This window comes from Moritella sp. 24 (assembly GCF_018219155.1).
GTDB lineage: Bacteria > Pseudomonadota > Gammaproteobacteria > Enterobacterales > Moritellaceae > Moritella.
Genome location: NZ_CP056123.1, coordinates 289649 through 307061, shown reverse-complemented (window position 1 = coordinate 307061; position 17413 = coordinate 289649). Strand labels below are relative to the sequence as shown.

Sequence of the window (17413 nt, the reverse complement as noted above, 5' to 3'; positions counted from 1 at the left end):
GTTAGGCCCATTTGGGTCGCAAAGTTAGCATGTCTAAACATTAAAAACCTTGAGCCTGATTCCATATATTATATTAAAATAAAATATCCACTCGATATTAATAACTATTTAGATAAATAGACTAAATTACTTCATCGCCTGTTTCACATAGACATCAAAACGATTTTTCTTGGTTTCAATTGCCATACTTGGCTTCGCATCAGCAATATATTCAGCATAATCGGGACGTTTAACAACAACACGCTTTGTCGCAACACGCATCGCAGGTTCAAATAAACCATCAGCATCTAAATCGGCGCCGACTAAAGATTGAAAAACACGCATTTCTTTTTTCACTAACGCAGATTTCTTCTTGTGTGGATACATAGGGTCAAGGTAAACGACGTCAGGAGTAATCCCTAAACCTTCTAATTTAGATAAACTCGATGCAAATACCAACTTTAGCCTTGTACTAATCCAATCACCAATCTCTGGATCTTCAGCTGCTCTTTTTAAACCATCTTCCAGTAGTGCGGCAACAATTGGCGAGCGTTCTAACATAGTGACATTACAACCTAATGAAGCTAATACAAAGGCGTCACGCCCTAAACCTGCCGTGCCATCGACCACAGATGGTGTTACACCAGACTTTAAGCCAACCGCTTTTGCAATAGCTTGGCCTTTACCACCGCCGAATTTGCGTCGATGACTCACTGCTCCACCCGCAAAATCAACATATACAGCGCCTAATTTTGGCTCATCAAGTTTAAATAACTCAAGGCCTTTATCCGAATAAACCAATTGAAATTGAGAATCTGCAACAGGCTCAAGAGAAAAACCCCATTGCTCGGCAAGGTCTGCGATATGATTAGAAAATAATGGATCTGTCGTGATTATTTGTATGCTGTTCATGTAAGCCTGATAAGGTTAGATTTAATTATTCGAGGTCAGTGGCTATATTAGCAAAAAATATGAATACAGCCTAAATTCAGTTGATCATTAAATAGAAGATTAAAAATACAATTTAAAAAACACGATCATTTTTAGAGATAAACTCTAACAGCTCATGAAGAGGGATTGGTCGGCATAACAAGAATCCTTGTGAGTAATCACATTCTTTCTCTTTCAAGTAATTCAATTGAGCTTCTGTTTCAACACCTTCAGTAACCACTTTCATACCTAAGTTATGAACAATGGTAATAATACCGTCGAGCAGTAAATTATCTTGTTGGTTATCTGGAATATTAATGATAAAGCTACGATCAATTTTAACAATATCGGCTGGTAAACTGCGCAGATAATTTAATGATGAGTAACCCGTACCAAAATCGTCAATCGCAATTTTTACGCCAGCATGCTTCAATGCATTAATACGTTGCATATACTGACCATCCATATCCATCAATAAGCTTTCTGTTATTTCCATTGTCACAGACTCATAAGGCAAGTTGTGTGAAGAAATAACTTTTAACCATTCGCTAGCCTGCATATCAACAGTCTTAAACTCTAGACTCGAACGGTTAACGCTCATTTCCATAAAAGGGTAACCAGCTTCATGTAATATTTTTAAATCGCAACACGCTTGATCTAATACATACTCGCCCAAGCTCTGAATCAACCCGCCTTCTTCAGCTAGCGGAATAAATTCAGCTGGAGAGATAAAACCTCGATCCTGATGATTCCAACGTACTAGCGCTTCGAGTTTATCTATTTTTCCAGAGCTATTATCAACAATAGGCTGATAATAAACATCAAGACCTCCGCGTTTTATCGCTTCGGCTAACTCAACAACAGTCTGATGTTTAAGAATCGCGGCATCGCTTAACTCTTGGGTAAAAGTAACGCATTGATTACGTCCCTTACGCTTAGCTTCAAATATAGCCTGTTCTGCACTTTGCATTAACGCTTCAACCGATACACCATCTTCTGGATACATGGTAATACCGACAGATGCCGTAACATAACGTTGTTGGGTTGAAAGTTTATAAGCTTGTGCAAATACGCCTTGTAATTGCTTTGCATAGACTTCAGCTTGACGTTTATTGACCATTTCGGGAATAATAAATGCAAACTCATCGCCATCAATACGAGCAAGAAAATCACTTTCTCTACAGCGATACTTCAATCGCTCAGTGGTCTCTTTTAATAAGCGGTCACCCGCCATAAAATCTTCTGAATTATTAACTGATTTGAAATCATCGATATCAATATAGAGGATGGCAAATTTTTGTCCGTTCTTCGCTGACTTATCGATAACGAGATGCATTTCAGAACTAAAGTACTGACGATTAGGTAAGCCTGTAAGTGTATCAAAGTTAGACTGAGTAATAATTTGCTGTTCTGTTTTTTTCTCTTCCGTCACATCAGTAAAAACAGCAAAGAAATACTTTAACTTACCGCGCTCTTTAATACTTGAAAGTGTCACTTGTTGGGCAAATATATCGCCGCCTCGGTTACGGCTCCAAATCACGCCTTTCCATTCATCATGGCGTAATAATGCTTCGCTAATATCTGTATAGAATTGCTCATCATGGACACCTGAACGAAGTAAATCATGTGTACGTCCAATCGCATCATCGGCGCTATAGCCTGTGATGCTTTCGAAAGCAGGATTAACATCAATAATTTTTTCGTTAGCATCACACAGCATGATGCCTTCAGCACTGTGTTTATAAACGCTTTCAATAATCGATAAACGTTGTCGATTATCTTGTTCTTCAGTGAGATCTTGAATTGTATTAATGAAGTACTGCACATCATTAATTGCATTTCTTACCGCTGTAACAGTTAACTTCGTCCATAAGGTGCTGCCATCACGATGACGATAACGTGTATTAAGGGTGAAGTTATTACGTTTATTGGCGTATATCTCTTGATAGTATTCTTCAAATTGCTCTGCATCTTCATCAAAATATAAGTTCAGGATACTGGTATTCAGTACACCTTGCTCACGCAATCGATAAAAATCATCCACTTTATAACCAAACATTTTACATGCCTGCTTATTCACCCACTTAATTTCACGATTAGCATTTAACTTCACTAAACCAACAGGTGTTGTGGCCAAAACAGTCTCAAGAATACGCTCTTGTGCTGACGCTCTTTTTTTTGTTAACTCTTCAGCAGTGACATCCTTGCTAATACAATCTAAACGGTATACTCGCCCAAATTTATCAACAATAGGATAAATATCACTTTGAATTCGTTTTGTATTACCTTGTAAAGTCGTAATATTAAAAATGCTACGTACTGATGTTGCTGAATTAGATTCCATCGCATTCTTAAAATCAGCCAATACAGATGATTTATCTACTTTATGTACCAATGCTAATAATGCTTCCAGTTTATTAAAATCTTTTACATTATCAGTTTCAATAATACTCGCGGCAGAGTCAGAGCACTCTAATCTATCTTTTTCTAGGAAATAGCTCCAACTACTTAAACGCCCTTTCGCTATATTATCTTCTAGCCATAAGGTATAAGCGCTTAACTCTGTTGGAATATCAGAAGTAGTTTCGACAGCAGGTTCTGTCGCTATTTTTTTTGTTTGGATCTCTTTTTCTAAAAAGCCAGAAACTAGTCGAATTAAATTTAATTCAAGTTTATGTTTAGAAAGTTGACGAGGGAAGAATGCAGATAATACACCTATTGGCTCCCCAGATGCATCATTTAAACGAATACCTAAATAGGATTCAGTTTGCCATTCTTGTAATAGTATTTGTTCTGGAAATCGAGATGCCAATCCTTGATCATATTCTGCATAGCCGCGTTGGTAAGCAGCAAAGCAAGGCATTGATTTGAAATCGATAGCAAGATTGGTATCTAACACACCCTGCTGCAAGCAAGATAAGATAGATAATTCTGAAGACTGGGGACAAACGGTCGCGACATAGATAGTATCAACACGCAATAATGTCGCTAAATTAGTAAGAAATGAATCGAGGTGATTTACTTCAGATAATGGCTTCGTATTAATGTTTATGTCACTAAGCGTGATTGTATCAACCATACATCCTTGTCCAGAAATTCGATTAGTTTAGCAGTAGTAAATTGATATCCTTTCAACTATTACCACAGTGCATCTAGAACTATGGTAATACTTTAGCACTAAAAATAAAGGGGTGAATATCACGTCAAGATAATACACAATTTACTACTATTTTAAAATCAAAACTAAACGATAACCGCTACAACGTATCAGTTATAGCAAGTTATCCATTACATTAGTTAATTCCTGAATGATTTAATAATGCATAAGTGCTTGGTTTACGTCCTCTAAACTTAACAAATAACGACATTGGTGTGTCACTGCCGCCACGTTCAAGTACACATTCCATAAAATCACGCCCTGTCTCGGCATTAAAAATACCTTCATCTTCAAAACGAGAAAATGCGTCCGCAGATAATACTTCAGCCCATTTATAGCTGTAATAACCCGCTGCATAGCCACCAGCAAAAATATGCGAGAAACCATTTTGGAAACGGTTAAACTCTGGTGCAGGTAACACAGATACTTTTTCTCTTACCGAGTTTAATACCGATTGAATGTTCGAGCCTTGTGCTGGGTTATATTCCATGTGCATACGGAAATCGAATAAACCAAATTCAATTTGACGTAACATCCCCATCGCCGAATTAAAGTTTTTGGCAGCAAGCAGTTTATCTAACATTGCTTGCGGTAATGGCTCATCCGTTTCATGATGACCTGAAATAAAGGCTAACGCCTCTTCTTGCCAACACCAATTTTCCATAAACTGACTTGGTAGCTCAACAGCATCCCAAGGCACACCATTAATTCCAGATACAGCCGCAGGGATTACTTTAGTTAACATATGGTGTAAACCATGACCGAATTCGTGGAATAAAGTTGTCACTTCGTTGTGCGTGAATAACGCAGGTTTATCACCCACTGGTTTATTAAAGTTACACGTTAAGTAAGCCACTGGTTTTTGTAATTCGCCATCTGCTTTAATACGATGCGTTAAACAATCATTCATCCAAGCACCACCACGCTTATGTTCACGTGCATACAGGTCAAGGTAGAAGCTCCCACGTAACTCGCCTTCTTCATCAAATATCTCGAAGAAACGCACATCATCATGCCAAGATTCAGCACCCAATTCTTCAATAATGTTAAGCCCAAATAAACGCTTAACAACTTCGAACATGCCTTTTACTACACGATCTTCAGGGAAGTATGGACGTAGTTCTTCATCAGAAATAGTGTACTTCGCTTGCTTCAACTTCTCAGCATAAAACGTCAGATCCCACGCTTCTAATTTTTGTGCCATAAAGTTATCTTTCGCGAATGCTTGAATTTCAGCTAATTCAACTTCCGCTTGAGAAACCGATTTATCAGCAAGGTCTGTCAAAAATTCAATGACTTGATCTGGCGTTTCAGCCATTTTTGTCGCTAATGATTTTTCTGCGAAATGAGCAAAACCAAGTAATTCTGCAAGTTCGTGGCGCAGAGAGATAATTTCGTCCATAACTGCCGAGTTATCCCACTTACCAGCATTAGGACCTACATCTGATGCACGTGTACAGAATGCTTCATACACTTCACGACGTAATTCTCTATTCTCAGAATACATCATCACAGGTAAGTAGCTTGGGAAGTCTAAAGTAAACAGGTAACCCGTTAATGACTTACTTTCTGCAGTGGCCTTCGCTGCCGCTTTTGCTGACTCAGGTAAACCAATTAATAATGCTTCATCGGTGATTTCTTTTTGCCAACCTAATGTTGCGTCCATTACATTATTGCTGAATGTTGATGTCAGCTTTGACATGCGTTTCGATATTTCACCATAACGCAGCTTATCGTCATTAACTAAATCAATACCTGATAACCTAAAGTCGCGCAGTGCATTTGTGATCACTTTTTGCTGCGCAGTTGATAGCGTTGCAAACTCACTACTGTCATGTAAGCGCTGATACGCTAAAAACAGTTGTTGATTCTGCCCCACTTTAGTTTGGTATTCTGATAGCAAAGGTAAGCAAGCATCATGTGCTTCGCGCAATTCATCACTGCTCACTACCGCATTCAAGTGACCTATAGGCGACCAAATACGTCCTAACCGATCATCACTTTCTTCTAAAGGCGCAACTAAATTAGCCCAAGTTACAGTCTCTGTATTTGCCAATACACGCTCAATAGCAGCTTCACAGTCTTGGATGCCCTGAGTTACTGCCGGAACAATGTGCTCAGGTTTAATGCTAGAAAACGGAGGTAAGCCAGTCATAGTCAAAAGTGGGTTAGTCATAGAGTCATCCTATTTATAATGATATTAATTAGTTAATGCGGCTATAAAATGATAATTTCAAGTATAGCGAGTAAATATCAAGAAACGTCCACGCAGTAAAATTTAGGATTGATAGGTAAAAGTTATGACAGTGAGTGGCTTTATCTACTAATAATATCAGTCAATTCAGTTTAAACTGTAAAATTAACTTTATTAAAAAACAAGGCGATGAACTTAGTCATATAATAAGTTTATCTTCTCATTTAAGGACTATAAAAATATGTCACAGCATTTTGATTACATTGCAATTGGTGGTGGTAGCGGCGGTATTGCATCAGCAAACAGAGCGTCAATGTACGGTAAAAAAGTTGCTATTATTGAAGCCAATGCACTAGGTGGCACTTGTGTTAATGTTGGTTGCGTTCCTAAGAAAGTGATGTGGCATGGCGCTCAAATCGCAGAAGCAATGCACCTATATGCAAAAGACTATGGCTTTGATGTAGAAAATAAAGGCCTTGATTGGGGTAAATTAGTTGCAGCACGCGAAGCTTACATTGGTCGTATTCATACGTCTTATGACAATGTATTAGGCAATAACAAGGTTACTGTTATCAAAGGCTTTGCTACATTTGTAGATAAAAACACAGTAAGCGTTAATGGCGAAACTTACACTGCAGATCATATTCTGATCGCAACAGGTGGCGCGCCAACGATTCCAAATGTACCGGGTGCAGAGCACGGCATTGATTCGAATGGTTTCTTTGAATTAACAGAACAACCAAAACGTGTTGCTGTTATCGGTGCGGGTTACATTGCCGTTGAACTTGCAGGTGTATTACACGGTTTAGGCAGCGAAACACATCTATTTGTTCGTAAAGAATCACCACTACGTAGTTTTGATCCTATGGTGATTGATACGCTTGTTGATGTAATGAATACCGAAGGCCCTACACTACATACTAACTCAGTACCAAAAGAAGTAGTGAAAGAAGCTGATGGTTCTATCACTCTTCACCTTGAAAATGGCGAATTACAAAATGTTGATACGCTAATCTGGGCGATTGGTCGTCATCCTTCGACAGACAAGATTAATCTTGCAGCAACGGGCGTTGAAACCAATGACCGTGGTTACATCAAGGTAGATGAATACCAGAACACAAATATAGATGGTATCTACTGTGTAGGTGACATCATGGAAGGTGGTGTTGAATTAACACCAGTAGCAGTTAAAGCAGGCCGTCAATTATCTGAACGTCTATTTAACGGTAAAACAACGGCGAAAATGGATTACAACCTGATCCCAACCGTTGTATTTAGCCATCCACCAATTGGTACTATCGGTTTAACAGAACCAGAAGCAATTGCACAATATGGTGAAGAAAACGTAAAAGTGTATCAATCTGGTTTTACCGCTATGTATACTGCAATCACATCAAACCGCCAACCTTGTAAAATGAAACTGGTTTGTGCTGGTGAAGAAGAAACAGTTGTTGGTCTACACGGTATTGGTTTTGCTGTTGACGAAATGATCCAAGGCTTTGGTGTTGCAATGAAGATGGGGGCAACAAAAGCTGATTTTGATAGCGTTGTCGCAATCCATCCTACAGGCTCTGAAGAATTCGTAACAATGCGTTAATTTTATTTCGCATCTGATGTGCATATACTTGATATGCACATCTATTTTCTACCCACTATGTCAGTAATATTCCCCAGTCTCGCCATAGAGATCACGAAACAACGTCTTACTTGTTAAATGCGCACACAAAATACTTAACATTTATTCAACAACTGGATATATTAATCATGCGTTGGCATGAGCCGTCTAATCATACTCCTAAGCCAAAACTCCCCTACCATATTGATAAGGATATTTTTATGGGCAAATTACTGCAACCCGTCACTTACCTGATTAGTCGATTATCATTTCAAAAAAAATTTGGCCTTGTGATCTTATTGCTCGCGTCTCCAATTGTGTTTTTTTCCTCTACTATTATTTCGCAAACACAAAAAGATATTACCTTTGCAGAATCTGAACTACAGGGTTATAAACTTTTAACAACCTTGCCTGAAGTCGCAAACAAACTGATTGATTACCGTCACTTACTAAGCTTAGAAGTAGCAGAGCTAGAGCCAGGTGATGACAACATACAGCAAGCACAAGAACTGGCAGAAAACACATTTAATCAATACTACCGAGCGTATACAGCCGCAACAGGTTCACAACTGTCTGCATTTGATAAAATTACCGCTGACTGGCAAAAACTAAAAGCCGATAGTGACTTTTTATTACCTGAAGAAATTTTTTATGCTATTGATTTAATGCTAGAAAATCTTCGTATCGGCACACGTGAGATCAATAGCGAAAGTAAATTACTCTTTGATTCTCACTTAAGCAGCTATTACCTCATTAATTTAACTCAAAGTCAGTTACCACGATTAACTGATTTTTCTTATCAGGTCACAGACAAAGCAGCCGAGACAGCAGCATTTGCTGAATTTACCGCCACCAGCTTTAATGATTTAAGTCGCCGCATCGATCAACTCAGAATTATCTCATCTGCAACAAATGACGATGTCCAAGCCCTACTCGCGGTAAATCCTGCATACGGAAATACCCTTGTAGCACCTCTAGAACAAATCAAAGCAACGATGGCAACCTTGGAAGATTTACTTGACCGCCAATTAATTAATACTGTATCTGCCGAAATTAAAATTGATCCAAATACCCTGTATCTTCTAGGCGAAGAGCTGCGAATTAAAACCAATACTTTATATCAAACCGCCTTCGATACACTCGGCAATGAAATAACCATCAGACTCAGTGATAAAAATAATGAGCTTAATATCTTTTACACCATGCTTATTATTTTATTCATCGTTTGTGTGATCATCCTATTGAGTATTTATATCTCACTCACCGAGACAATTCGCAGCATTAGTCAAGTGGCGCTGAATGTATCAAATGGTGACCTCTCTCAAAATGTCGATATTGTCAGTAATGACGAACTAGCCATTATTGCTCAGCATTTTAATAGCACCATTGATGGTATGCGCACATTAGTCAAACAACTCAATAGTAGTGCTGTGGATGTGCATAGTTCAGTGCGTGATATTACTGACAAGACCAACTCAGCAGAAACAACGATTACCGCGCAGCAAACAGAAACCCATCAAATTGCCGCATCAATAAAGCTGATGGCTGCAACATCCGCAGATATGGCCATCAATGCCAATGATGCAACAAGTGCAACCCATGATGCTGAACGCGCGGTATTGGAAGGTAAACAAGTCGTAGACCAAACCATCATCGCAATCAACGCAATTGCATCTGAGGTTGAGACGTCGAGTGACACGATTCAAAAACTAGAAAGTCACTGCGCTGATATTGGTGGTGTCGTTGAAGTGATTAAAAGTATTGCAGAACAAACCAATCTATTAGCATTAAATGCAGCGATTGAGGCAGCCAGAGCCGGTGAACAAGGCCGTGGTTTTGCCGTGGTCGCAGATGAAGTTAGAACATTAGCGAGTCGAACCCAGCAATCAACCAATGAAATTCAAGTTATGATTGAGCGTGTACAATCTGGAGCCAAAGAATCAGTTAAAGTTATGGCAACAGGGAGAGAGCAAGCAAACATGGGCGTCATGCAGGCCAAAGAAGCCTCAAACACATTTGAAGCCATTACTCTGTCAGTCGATAAGATCGTCTCACTCAATAACCAAATCGCCAGCGCAATTGAAGAACAAAGCCTCGCCGCAGAGGAAGTGGAACGTAATGTCAGTAATGTTTCTGCGGGTGCGGACTCTGCACGTTCAGTTGCAACAGGCGCAACACAATCAGCACATAACTTATTAACGGTTGCAGATAAGCTCTCTGAAGTTGCCGAGGAATATGCGTTTTAAATTCACAACTTAACAAACCAATCTAAAATCTATCTTAATTCTATGTGGCTTAGAGACATTCCCCCCTTTAAGTCACCATTTCATTGTTTGAATATCAGTAATCCAGCATGAAATACTAGATTTGAATAAACTTGCCGATTACACTGCCTGCACGCCTTAATCCACCCTCGAAATTGGTACTAATGAAAAATCAAAAAAAAGCCATGCTGTTCGGCTTGATAACAGTATTACTCTGGTCCACTGTTGCATCTGCATTTAAAATAACACTTAGCCATTTTGCACCGATTCAAATGGTGTTGATTGCTTCATTAACCAGTATCGTTTTATTGTTGGGGATTACTTACCAACAAAAAAAATTACATCTACTCAAACAGTATTTTGTAAAACAGCCGCTATTTTATCTTACCCTTGGCGTCATTAACCCATTTCTGTATTACTTAGTGCTCTTTAAGGCTTATGATTTATTACCCGCCTCACAAGCACAGGCCTTAAATTACACCTGGGCAATTACCCTCACATTACTGTCTGTGCCTTTTTTAGGACAACAGATCCGTAAAAAAGATTGGGTAGCAATACTGTTCAGTTATACAGGAGCCTTAATAATCGCAACTAAAGGTGACTTATTGGGGCTTAATTTTGAAAGCCCACTCGGCGTTGCCTTTGCATTATTGAGCACATTAATTTGGGCAAGTTATTGGATCATCAATGCCAAAAATAACAATGATCCCATTGTTAGCTTGCTACTCGGATTTTTATTAAGCTTACCTTTTACTTTTATCGCGACCGCGTTACTAGCCGATTTTAACTTTAATTCTGTCGAAGGCATTTTAGGGGCGGTTTATATTGGTTTGTTTGAAATGGGTATTTCATTTGTTCTTTGGTTAATGGCAATTAAACTAGCGACGAACACCGCGCAGGTCAGTAACCTTATTTTTATCTCACCCTTTATTTCATTATTTTTATTAAGCGCGATTGTCGGTGAGGAAGTTCATCCGTCAACGTTTATTGGCTTAATAACAATTATTATCGGGCTTGTTATCCAACAAATTAACTGGCGTAGAAAGCGTCAGGTGGTGGCAACAAAATAATAGCCACCAGCAAAGACGATATAAAACATATCTCAGCACGAAAAGTTAAGCAGTGAATAATTGATTTTATCACTGCTTAATTTACTAAAAACATCACAATCCTCACTACCTCCTCTTGCATATCTAAAGCCGAACAGGTTAATGTTTCAATATTATCTCTTTCTATAACCAAAACATGTACCCGCTCAACGCAACTTATCGCGTCGGTAACATGATAAATCGGACAGCAAAATGCCTCAAACAATAGAACAGAAATTAGCGGCAATACGCTCACATATGAATGCAGCAAACTTAGACGCATTCATCGTACCCCGTGCAGATGAATACCTTGGTGAATATGTGCCTGCACATAACGAACGTTTATTATGGTGCAGCGATTTTACCGGTTCAGCAGGTACGGTTGTCATTTTAAAAGATCGTGCAGCTATCTTTACTGACGGTCGCTATACCATTCAGGTAAAGCAACAAGTTAATGGCGATTGCTTTGAGTTTTATCATCTTCATGAAACACCTCATGTTGCTTGGTTAAGCGAGCAATTACCTGCTAATGCGAACGTGGGTTATGACGCTAAAGTACATAATCTAAATTGGCATAACGCGAGTGAAAAAACCTTAACAGAAAAAAATATCAACTTAGTTGCCGTTGATGCAAATCCAGTTGATTTAAGCTGGTCAGACAGACCTACACCAACAGAAAACGTCGGTCTACTGCTCGACGAAAAATACACGGGTCAATCAAGCTTAGAAAAACGCCAACAGATCGGTGCCGATATTGCGAAACAAGGTGCTGATGCCGTTATTATTAGTGCACTAGACTCGATCGCTTGGTTATTGAATATTCGTGGTAAAGATATTCATTGTTTCTGCGTTATTCTTGGTAGTGCGGTACTACGTAAAGATGGTTCAATGACCTTTTTCACGAACCCAGCGAAGATCCCAGCAGGCTTCCACGACCACGTAGGCGAAGGTGTTGAGATTGTCGATGAAAAACAAGCAACAGCCACTTACCAAGCACTCGGTGAACAACAGCTAAATGTATTAGCCGATCCTGAAGCATCAAATGCGTTTAGTCAGTTAACAGCGCTACGAGCAGGCGCAACATTAATTACAGGTGATGATCCAGTTGCACTACCAAAAGCGTGTAAAAACGCAGTCGAGTTATCAGGCATGCAAGCATCACATATTCGTGATGGCGCGTCTGAAGTGCGTTTTCTGAATTGGTTAGAAAAAGAAGTAGCAGCGGGTAACTTACATGATGAAGCATACCTTTCTGACAAACTGACAAGTTTCCGAGCGTCGAACGAGCACTTCGTTGAATTAAGTTTTGATACGATTTCAGCAGCCGGTGGGAATGCCGCTATGTGTCATTACAATCATAATAATGGCGTACCAGCACAGCTGCCAATGGACAGTATTTACCTGTTCGATTCAGGTGCTCAGTACCTTGATGGAACAACTGATATTACGCGTACTGTAGCCATTGGTACACCAAGCGCAGAACATAAGAAAATGTTTACCCTAGTATTAAAGGGCCATATCGCACTTGCTCAAATGAAATTTCCAGCTGGCACCTGTGGTGGTCAATTAGATTCACTCGCACGCCAGTTCTTATGGCAGCAAGGCTATGATTACGACCACGGAACTGGTCATGGTGTTGGTTGCTTTCTTAACGTACACGAAGGTCCACACCGTATTGGTAAAAACTCAAACGGGGTTCCTTTACTACCAGGTATGGTTGTATCGAATGAGCCGGGCTACTACAAACAAGATGAATACGGTATCCGCTGTGAGAACCTAATCTATGTTGTCGCTAAAGACAGCGGTCACGATGGTAAGACATTCTATGAATTTGAAACCCTTACCTTGGTTCCTTTTGATTTGCATCTAATAGATCAACAACTACTATCACAGAACGAAGTAAACTGGATCAATGCCTATCATGCACAAGTAAATAAAGCATTATCGCCATTGTTAACAGGTTCTGACTTACAGTGGCTATCTCAGGCTACACACGCTATTTAATTACATATTAACTAACCAATCTAAGCGATTAGATTGGTTATGCATTAAAGGAGTTGGCATGACCCAACCACAAATCGCCATTTTTAATGAACAAAGCCAAAGCTACCATCACTTAGAATATACCTTTAAAGAAGATGTTTACTTAGCAAATATTCAACGCGCATTACAAGCTGCGTTATGCAAACAAACAGATGATATTCACATTGTTGTGGCTTTTGGTCGTAATGCGACGAATACCCTATTACCTGATTTAGAGCTAAGCGCATTTGATGACTTTACCGAAATCGCTAGCCCACACGGTAAAAAAGCAATCGCGACTCAAGGTGATGTCATGTTCTGGATCCACAGTGACAATGCCAGCCATACTTTAGAGCAAGCATTTCATATTCAAAAAGCACTGACTAAAATCGCTGATACGCAGCTAGATATCTCAGGATTCCAATATCACAAAAATCGTGACTTAATTGGTTTTGTGGATGGTACAGCCAATCCGAAAGAAGATGCACGCCAGTTAGCATCATTGATTCCAGAAGGGCAATCAGGTGCAGGCGGTAGCTTTGTACTATCACAAAAATGGGTTCATGATCTAAATAGTTTCAATGCGATGCCAGTACCAGAGCAAGAGGCCGTTGTAGGGCGAACAAAAGAAGACGATATTGAGTTATCAGGCGATGCGATGCCAGCGAATTCACACGTTAGCCGTACCGATGTATCGGGGATGAAAATTTATCGCCGTAGCTCTCCTTATGGTAACGCATCCGAACACGGACTATACTTTTTAGCATTCGCATGTGAACAATTACGCTTTACGACTCAACTTCAACGTATGTATGGAGTGCCAGATGGCGTAACTGATAGACTCATTGATTATTCAGATGCGGTAACAGGATCATACTGGTTTGCCCCTTCTCAAACAGAATTAGATACATTGATGAATTAACCGCATTCAATCGGGAGCGATGATTATGTCTAACGTTATTTTGTATATAGCTACTAGCCTTGATGGCTACATAGCCAAAATGGACCATGACTTATCATGGCTCTCGCAAGTTGAAGTCAAAGGCGAAGACTACGGCTATCAAGATTTTTTGGACAGCGTCAGCGCTGTTGTCATGGGTAATACGTCATTTCAGGTAATTAAAGATTTTGGCAATTGGCCATATAAAAATAAACAATGCTTTGTTGCCTCTCACTCTCCCGATATAACACCAGATAATAACGTCACATTTATTACCGACCCAGCAACGACGATTAGAGAGTTAAAAGCCAATTCAGAAGGTAATATTTGGCTACTTGGTGGCGCGAATTTGGCTGATTCTTTATTACGTCTTGATCTTATTGATGAGCTAATACTATCAACAATCCCCATCTTGCTGGGTAATGGTATTCGCTTATTTAATGCTCCTCAGCCAGAGCTTGGCGTAACCGTAGTTTCTTCTCATTGCTATCCATCGGGACTTATCCAAACTCATTATAAAATAATAAAAAATAACCATAATTCATGATTAATACCGATAAGTAGACATTATTAGTGAATAGTACTTTTTTATTGTAGTTATTAATCACCCCACATTTTTTATTATTCATAACCAGTACAGTGATAAAACATAATCTATCAACATCTTATTTAATCCGCTGTAGATGCTACATAGGTTGAGTCTTGATTTAATATGAGGAGTTAGTGGCATGGCAAATGATATGAAATTAAAAGCAATTGTGGTGGTTACAATCATGGTGTTAGCAGCTTGGGCAAGCATTGCTATCAACTAATGGCTTATCAATATGAGCGATGCCGAATCAAATTAATACTGCGGCATCATCTTACTCTTATCGACTTCACTCCCCTTCCTTTTAAGTAATCTCGAAATAAGAGTTAACCTAGGTTTTCCTATATTTACAGTTTAACTACATTAGAAATTAAAGTAATATTCTGTTATTCATCGTTTTATTATAAAACAAATATTCTTTTCATGATTCAATGCTAAGTATAAGAGCCCTGCCCATGTCTAAATGGTTAACAATCGGTGTGAGTATTATTTCTGTCGCCGCAGTCGGTTATTTCAATTTTTTCTATCAACCTCAGCAAGCTCTCGATCTCATTCAGCTGCCACTACAAGAAACATGTCGTATTAACCAACAAGCGTGTCAGGTTCAGCTTAATTCAGAACAAACAATCTCACTATCGCTAACGCCATTTAATGCAAAGCCGATGACACCATTATCCGTTAATCTAAACGGCTCTGAAATTAACAGTGCCAGTATTATCATTAACGGGGTCAATATGAGTATGCAGGGATTTCCAGTTACATTGGCAGCCGTAAACGATGAGCAATATTATGCAGAAACAGCGCTCGCAATCTGCATATTAGGTGAGATGCAATGGCAGGCAGACTTAACCATCACGGTTGCAGGTCAATCTTATTTAGTACCATTTCAATTTAACACGACGACCAATTAATTCAGGATGAACAAATGCAAAAATCAATAATAACAACGCTAATCGCGACTGCTATTTTTTCAACAGCACCAACTTTCGCTGCCGAAACAACGAATATCATGATCATGGATTCTTGGGTTCGTGCTGCGCCACCATCAGCAAAAGTACAAGCTGCTTTTTTCACTGTAATGAACCACAGCAATAAGCCAATTGTGATTACGGATGTAAAAGCACAAGGGTTTGGTCGTAGTGAACTGCATTTATCCGGTAAGAAAGATGGCATGATGACAATGCAAAAGCAGCAACAAGTAACAATACCTGCAAATACTGTTTTCCAATTTAAGCCGGGTAGCTACCATGTCATGCTATTAGAACCAAACAAGATTGCAGCACCTGGAGAACTGGTCAATGTTTCGTTCACTCTGCTAAACGGCGAAACGATCAGCACCAAAATGCCGGTGAAACGCGATAACAACAAAGCAAAAATGGATCACGGAAAGATGGACCATAGCAAAATGGACCACTCGAACATGAAACATAACTAGTTTCAACAAGGATTTAAGTATGAAAAAATCTAAGGTTATTATCGCGGCGGGCATTATTGGCCTTAGTGCAATTGGCGCAATGGTTGCCAATCATATACAGCAACCGAGTTTACCGACATTTTCGACCGCTTACGTGCAACCTAAACAAACAGCATTGCCCGAGTTTACACTTGGAGACAATCAAGAATACACCAAAGCATTATTTCAAGATAAATGGTCATTGGTATTTTTTGGGTATGCAAGCTGCCCCGATGTTTGCCCTACTGAACTTTATAATCTCAACAACGTTGCGAAGATAATGACAGATGCTGGTAAGACGATGCCTCAAGTTGTATTCATCTCTGTCGACCCACAGCGTGATAATAATGAGATGCTAACAAGTTATGCGCATTTTTATAATGACAACTTTCTAGGGATGACAGGAGCCAGTAGCGAAATAGATAAATTAGTTGCCAGCTTTGGTGTTATTTATCAAAAAACATTTTTAGCCACTAATGGGAAATATGTTTCGGTCCCTTACACAAGTCCAATACCTGAAGACCAACGAGAGAGTTATTTAATTAACCACTCTTCTCGGTTGTATTTAGTTAATCCTCAAGGACAATATGTTGCGGCTTTTGCACCGCCACACAGTGCGAATAAAATTGCGGAAGACTTACTCAAACTATAAGTCCGCCCAAGTATTAAGCTATTGGTAATTGCGTAGTATTTTTTAACCTTTCCATCGCAAATGAAGAGGTGACATCCGTCAGTCCATCTACGCAATTAACTAATCGTTTATAAAACACATCAAAGGCAGCCATGTCTTTCACTAACACCTTCATCATGTAATCGTATTCACCGGCCATACGATAAAATTCAATCACCTCTGCAAAGTCATCAACACTCACCACAAATTTTTTAAACCAACTATCACTGTGGTTCTGCGTTTTAATATTCACAAATGCGGTCAGTGCTAATCCCAGTTTTTGCTCATTTAATAATGCGACGCGACGTAAAATATACCCATTATCTTCTAGGCGTTTTAATCTTTTCCAACATGGCGAAACCGTTAAGCTCACTTTGTCTGCTAACTCAGCAACAGACAACGATGCATCGCGCTGAAGCAAGTCCAGAATCAATTTATCCTTCGAATCAAGCATAGTGAAGTAAATCCTTTCTTTAAAATCCAATAATAGCAATATATATGAAATCATATTC

Annotated in this window: 13 protein-coding genes; 9 read left to right on the top strand and 4 right to left on the bottom strand. The window is 39.3% G+C overall.

Translation table 11 applies throughout. The annotated features are described in order from the left end of the window. Positions 1-126 precede the first annotated feature (126 nt). The 3 genes from HWV00_RS01405 to prlC all read right to left on the bottom strand — a co-directional run bounded on the left by HWV00_RS01405 (position 127) and on the right by prlC (position 6242). Entirely contained in the window at positions 127-891 is a 765-nt protein-coding gene (locus HWV00_RS01405) for a class I SAM-dependent methyltransferase (RefSeq protein ID WP_211684380.1), read from the bottom strand. Between the two features lie 112 nt (positions 892-1003). Continuing rightward, entirely contained in the window at positions 1004-3988 is a 2985-nt protein-coding gene (locus HWV00_RS01400; RefSeq protein WP_211684379.1) for a bifunctional diguanylate cyclase/phosphodiesterase, read from the bottom strand. 214 nt (positions 3989-4202) lie between these two features. Then, positions 4203-6242: an oligopeptidase A gene (gene prlC, locus HWV00_RS01395; RefSeq protein WP_211684378.1), complete on the bottom strand. Its 2040-nt coding sequence runs from the start codon at positions 6240-6242 to the stop codon at positions 4203-4205. Positions 6243-6501: 259 nt separating this feature from the next. On the opposite strand from prlC, the gene gorA reads away from it, so the two are divergent. From gorA to HWV00_RS01350, 9 genes are all read left to right on the top strand, one after another. After that, positions 6502-7857 (top strand): glutathione-disulfide reductase, encoded by a 1356-nt coding sequence (gene gorA, locus HWV00_RS01390; protein WP_211684377.1) that lies wholly within the window; start codon positions 6502-6504, stop codon positions 7855-7857. A 239-nt stretch (positions 7858-8096) separates the two neighbouring features. Continuing rightward, complete coding sequence (locus tag HWV00_RS01385; protein WP_211684376.1) at positions 8097-10121, top strand: methyl-accepting chemotaxis protein; 2025 nt, start codon at positions 8097-8099, stop codon at positions 10119-10121. Between the two features lie 182 nt (positions 10122-10303). Then, positions 10304-11209 carry a DMT family transporter gene (locus HWV00_RS01380; RefSeq protein WP_211684375.1) on the top strand — a complete coding sequence of 302 codons (906 nt, stop codon included), beginning with the start codon at positions 10304-10306 and terminating at the stop codon, positions 11207-11209. A gap of 231 nt (positions 11210-11440) precedes the next feature. After that, positions 11441-13231, top strand: coding sequence for an aminopeptidase P family protein (locus HWV00_RS01375; RefSeq protein ID WP_211684374.1), 1791 nt, complete (start codon positions 11441-11443; stop codon positions 13229-13231). A gap of 58 nt (positions 13232-13289) precedes the next feature. Then, positions 13290-14171 (top strand): Dyp-type peroxidase, encoded by an 882-nt coding sequence (locus HWV00_RS01370; protein ID WP_211684373.1) that lies wholly within the window; start codon positions 13290-13292, stop codon positions 14169-14171. 25 nt (positions 14172-14196) lie between these two features. After that, positions 14197-14736 carry a dihydrofolate reductase family protein gene (locus HWV00_RS01365; RefSeq protein ID WP_211684372.1) on the top strand — a complete coding sequence of 180 codons (540 nt, stop codon included), beginning with the start codon at positions 14197-14199 and terminating at the stop codon, positions 14734-14736. 497 nt (positions 14737-15233) lie between these two features. After that, positions 15234-15689 carry a hypothetical protein gene (locus HWV00_RS01360; RefSeq protein WP_211684371.1) on the top strand — a complete coding sequence of 152 codons (456 nt, stop codon included), beginning with the start codon at positions 15234-15236 and terminating at the stop codon, positions 15687-15689. Between the two features lie 14 nt (positions 15690-15703). After that, on the top strand, positions 15704-16213 hold the full coding sequence (locus HWV00_RS01355; protein WP_211684370.1) for a copper chaperone PCu(A)C: 510 nt from the start codon (positions 15704-15706) through the stop codon (positions 16211-16213). A 19-nt stretch (positions 16214-16232) separates the two neighbouring features. After that, complete coding sequence (locus HWV00_RS01350) at positions 16233-16883, top strand: SCO family protein (RefSeq protein ID WP_211684369.1); 651 nt, start codon at positions 16233-16235, stop codon at positions 16881-16883. A 13-nt stretch (positions 16884-16896) separates the two neighbouring features. Here the strand turns inward: HWV00_RS01350 and HWV00_RS01345 are convergent, their stop codons facing one another. Then, a complete protein-coding gene (locus HWV00_RS01345; protein WP_211684368.1) occupies positions 16897-17355 on the bottom strand; it encodes an Lrp/AsnC family transcriptional regulator in 459 nt (152 codons plus the stop codon). Between the last annotated feature and the right edge of the window lie 58 nt (positions 17356-17413).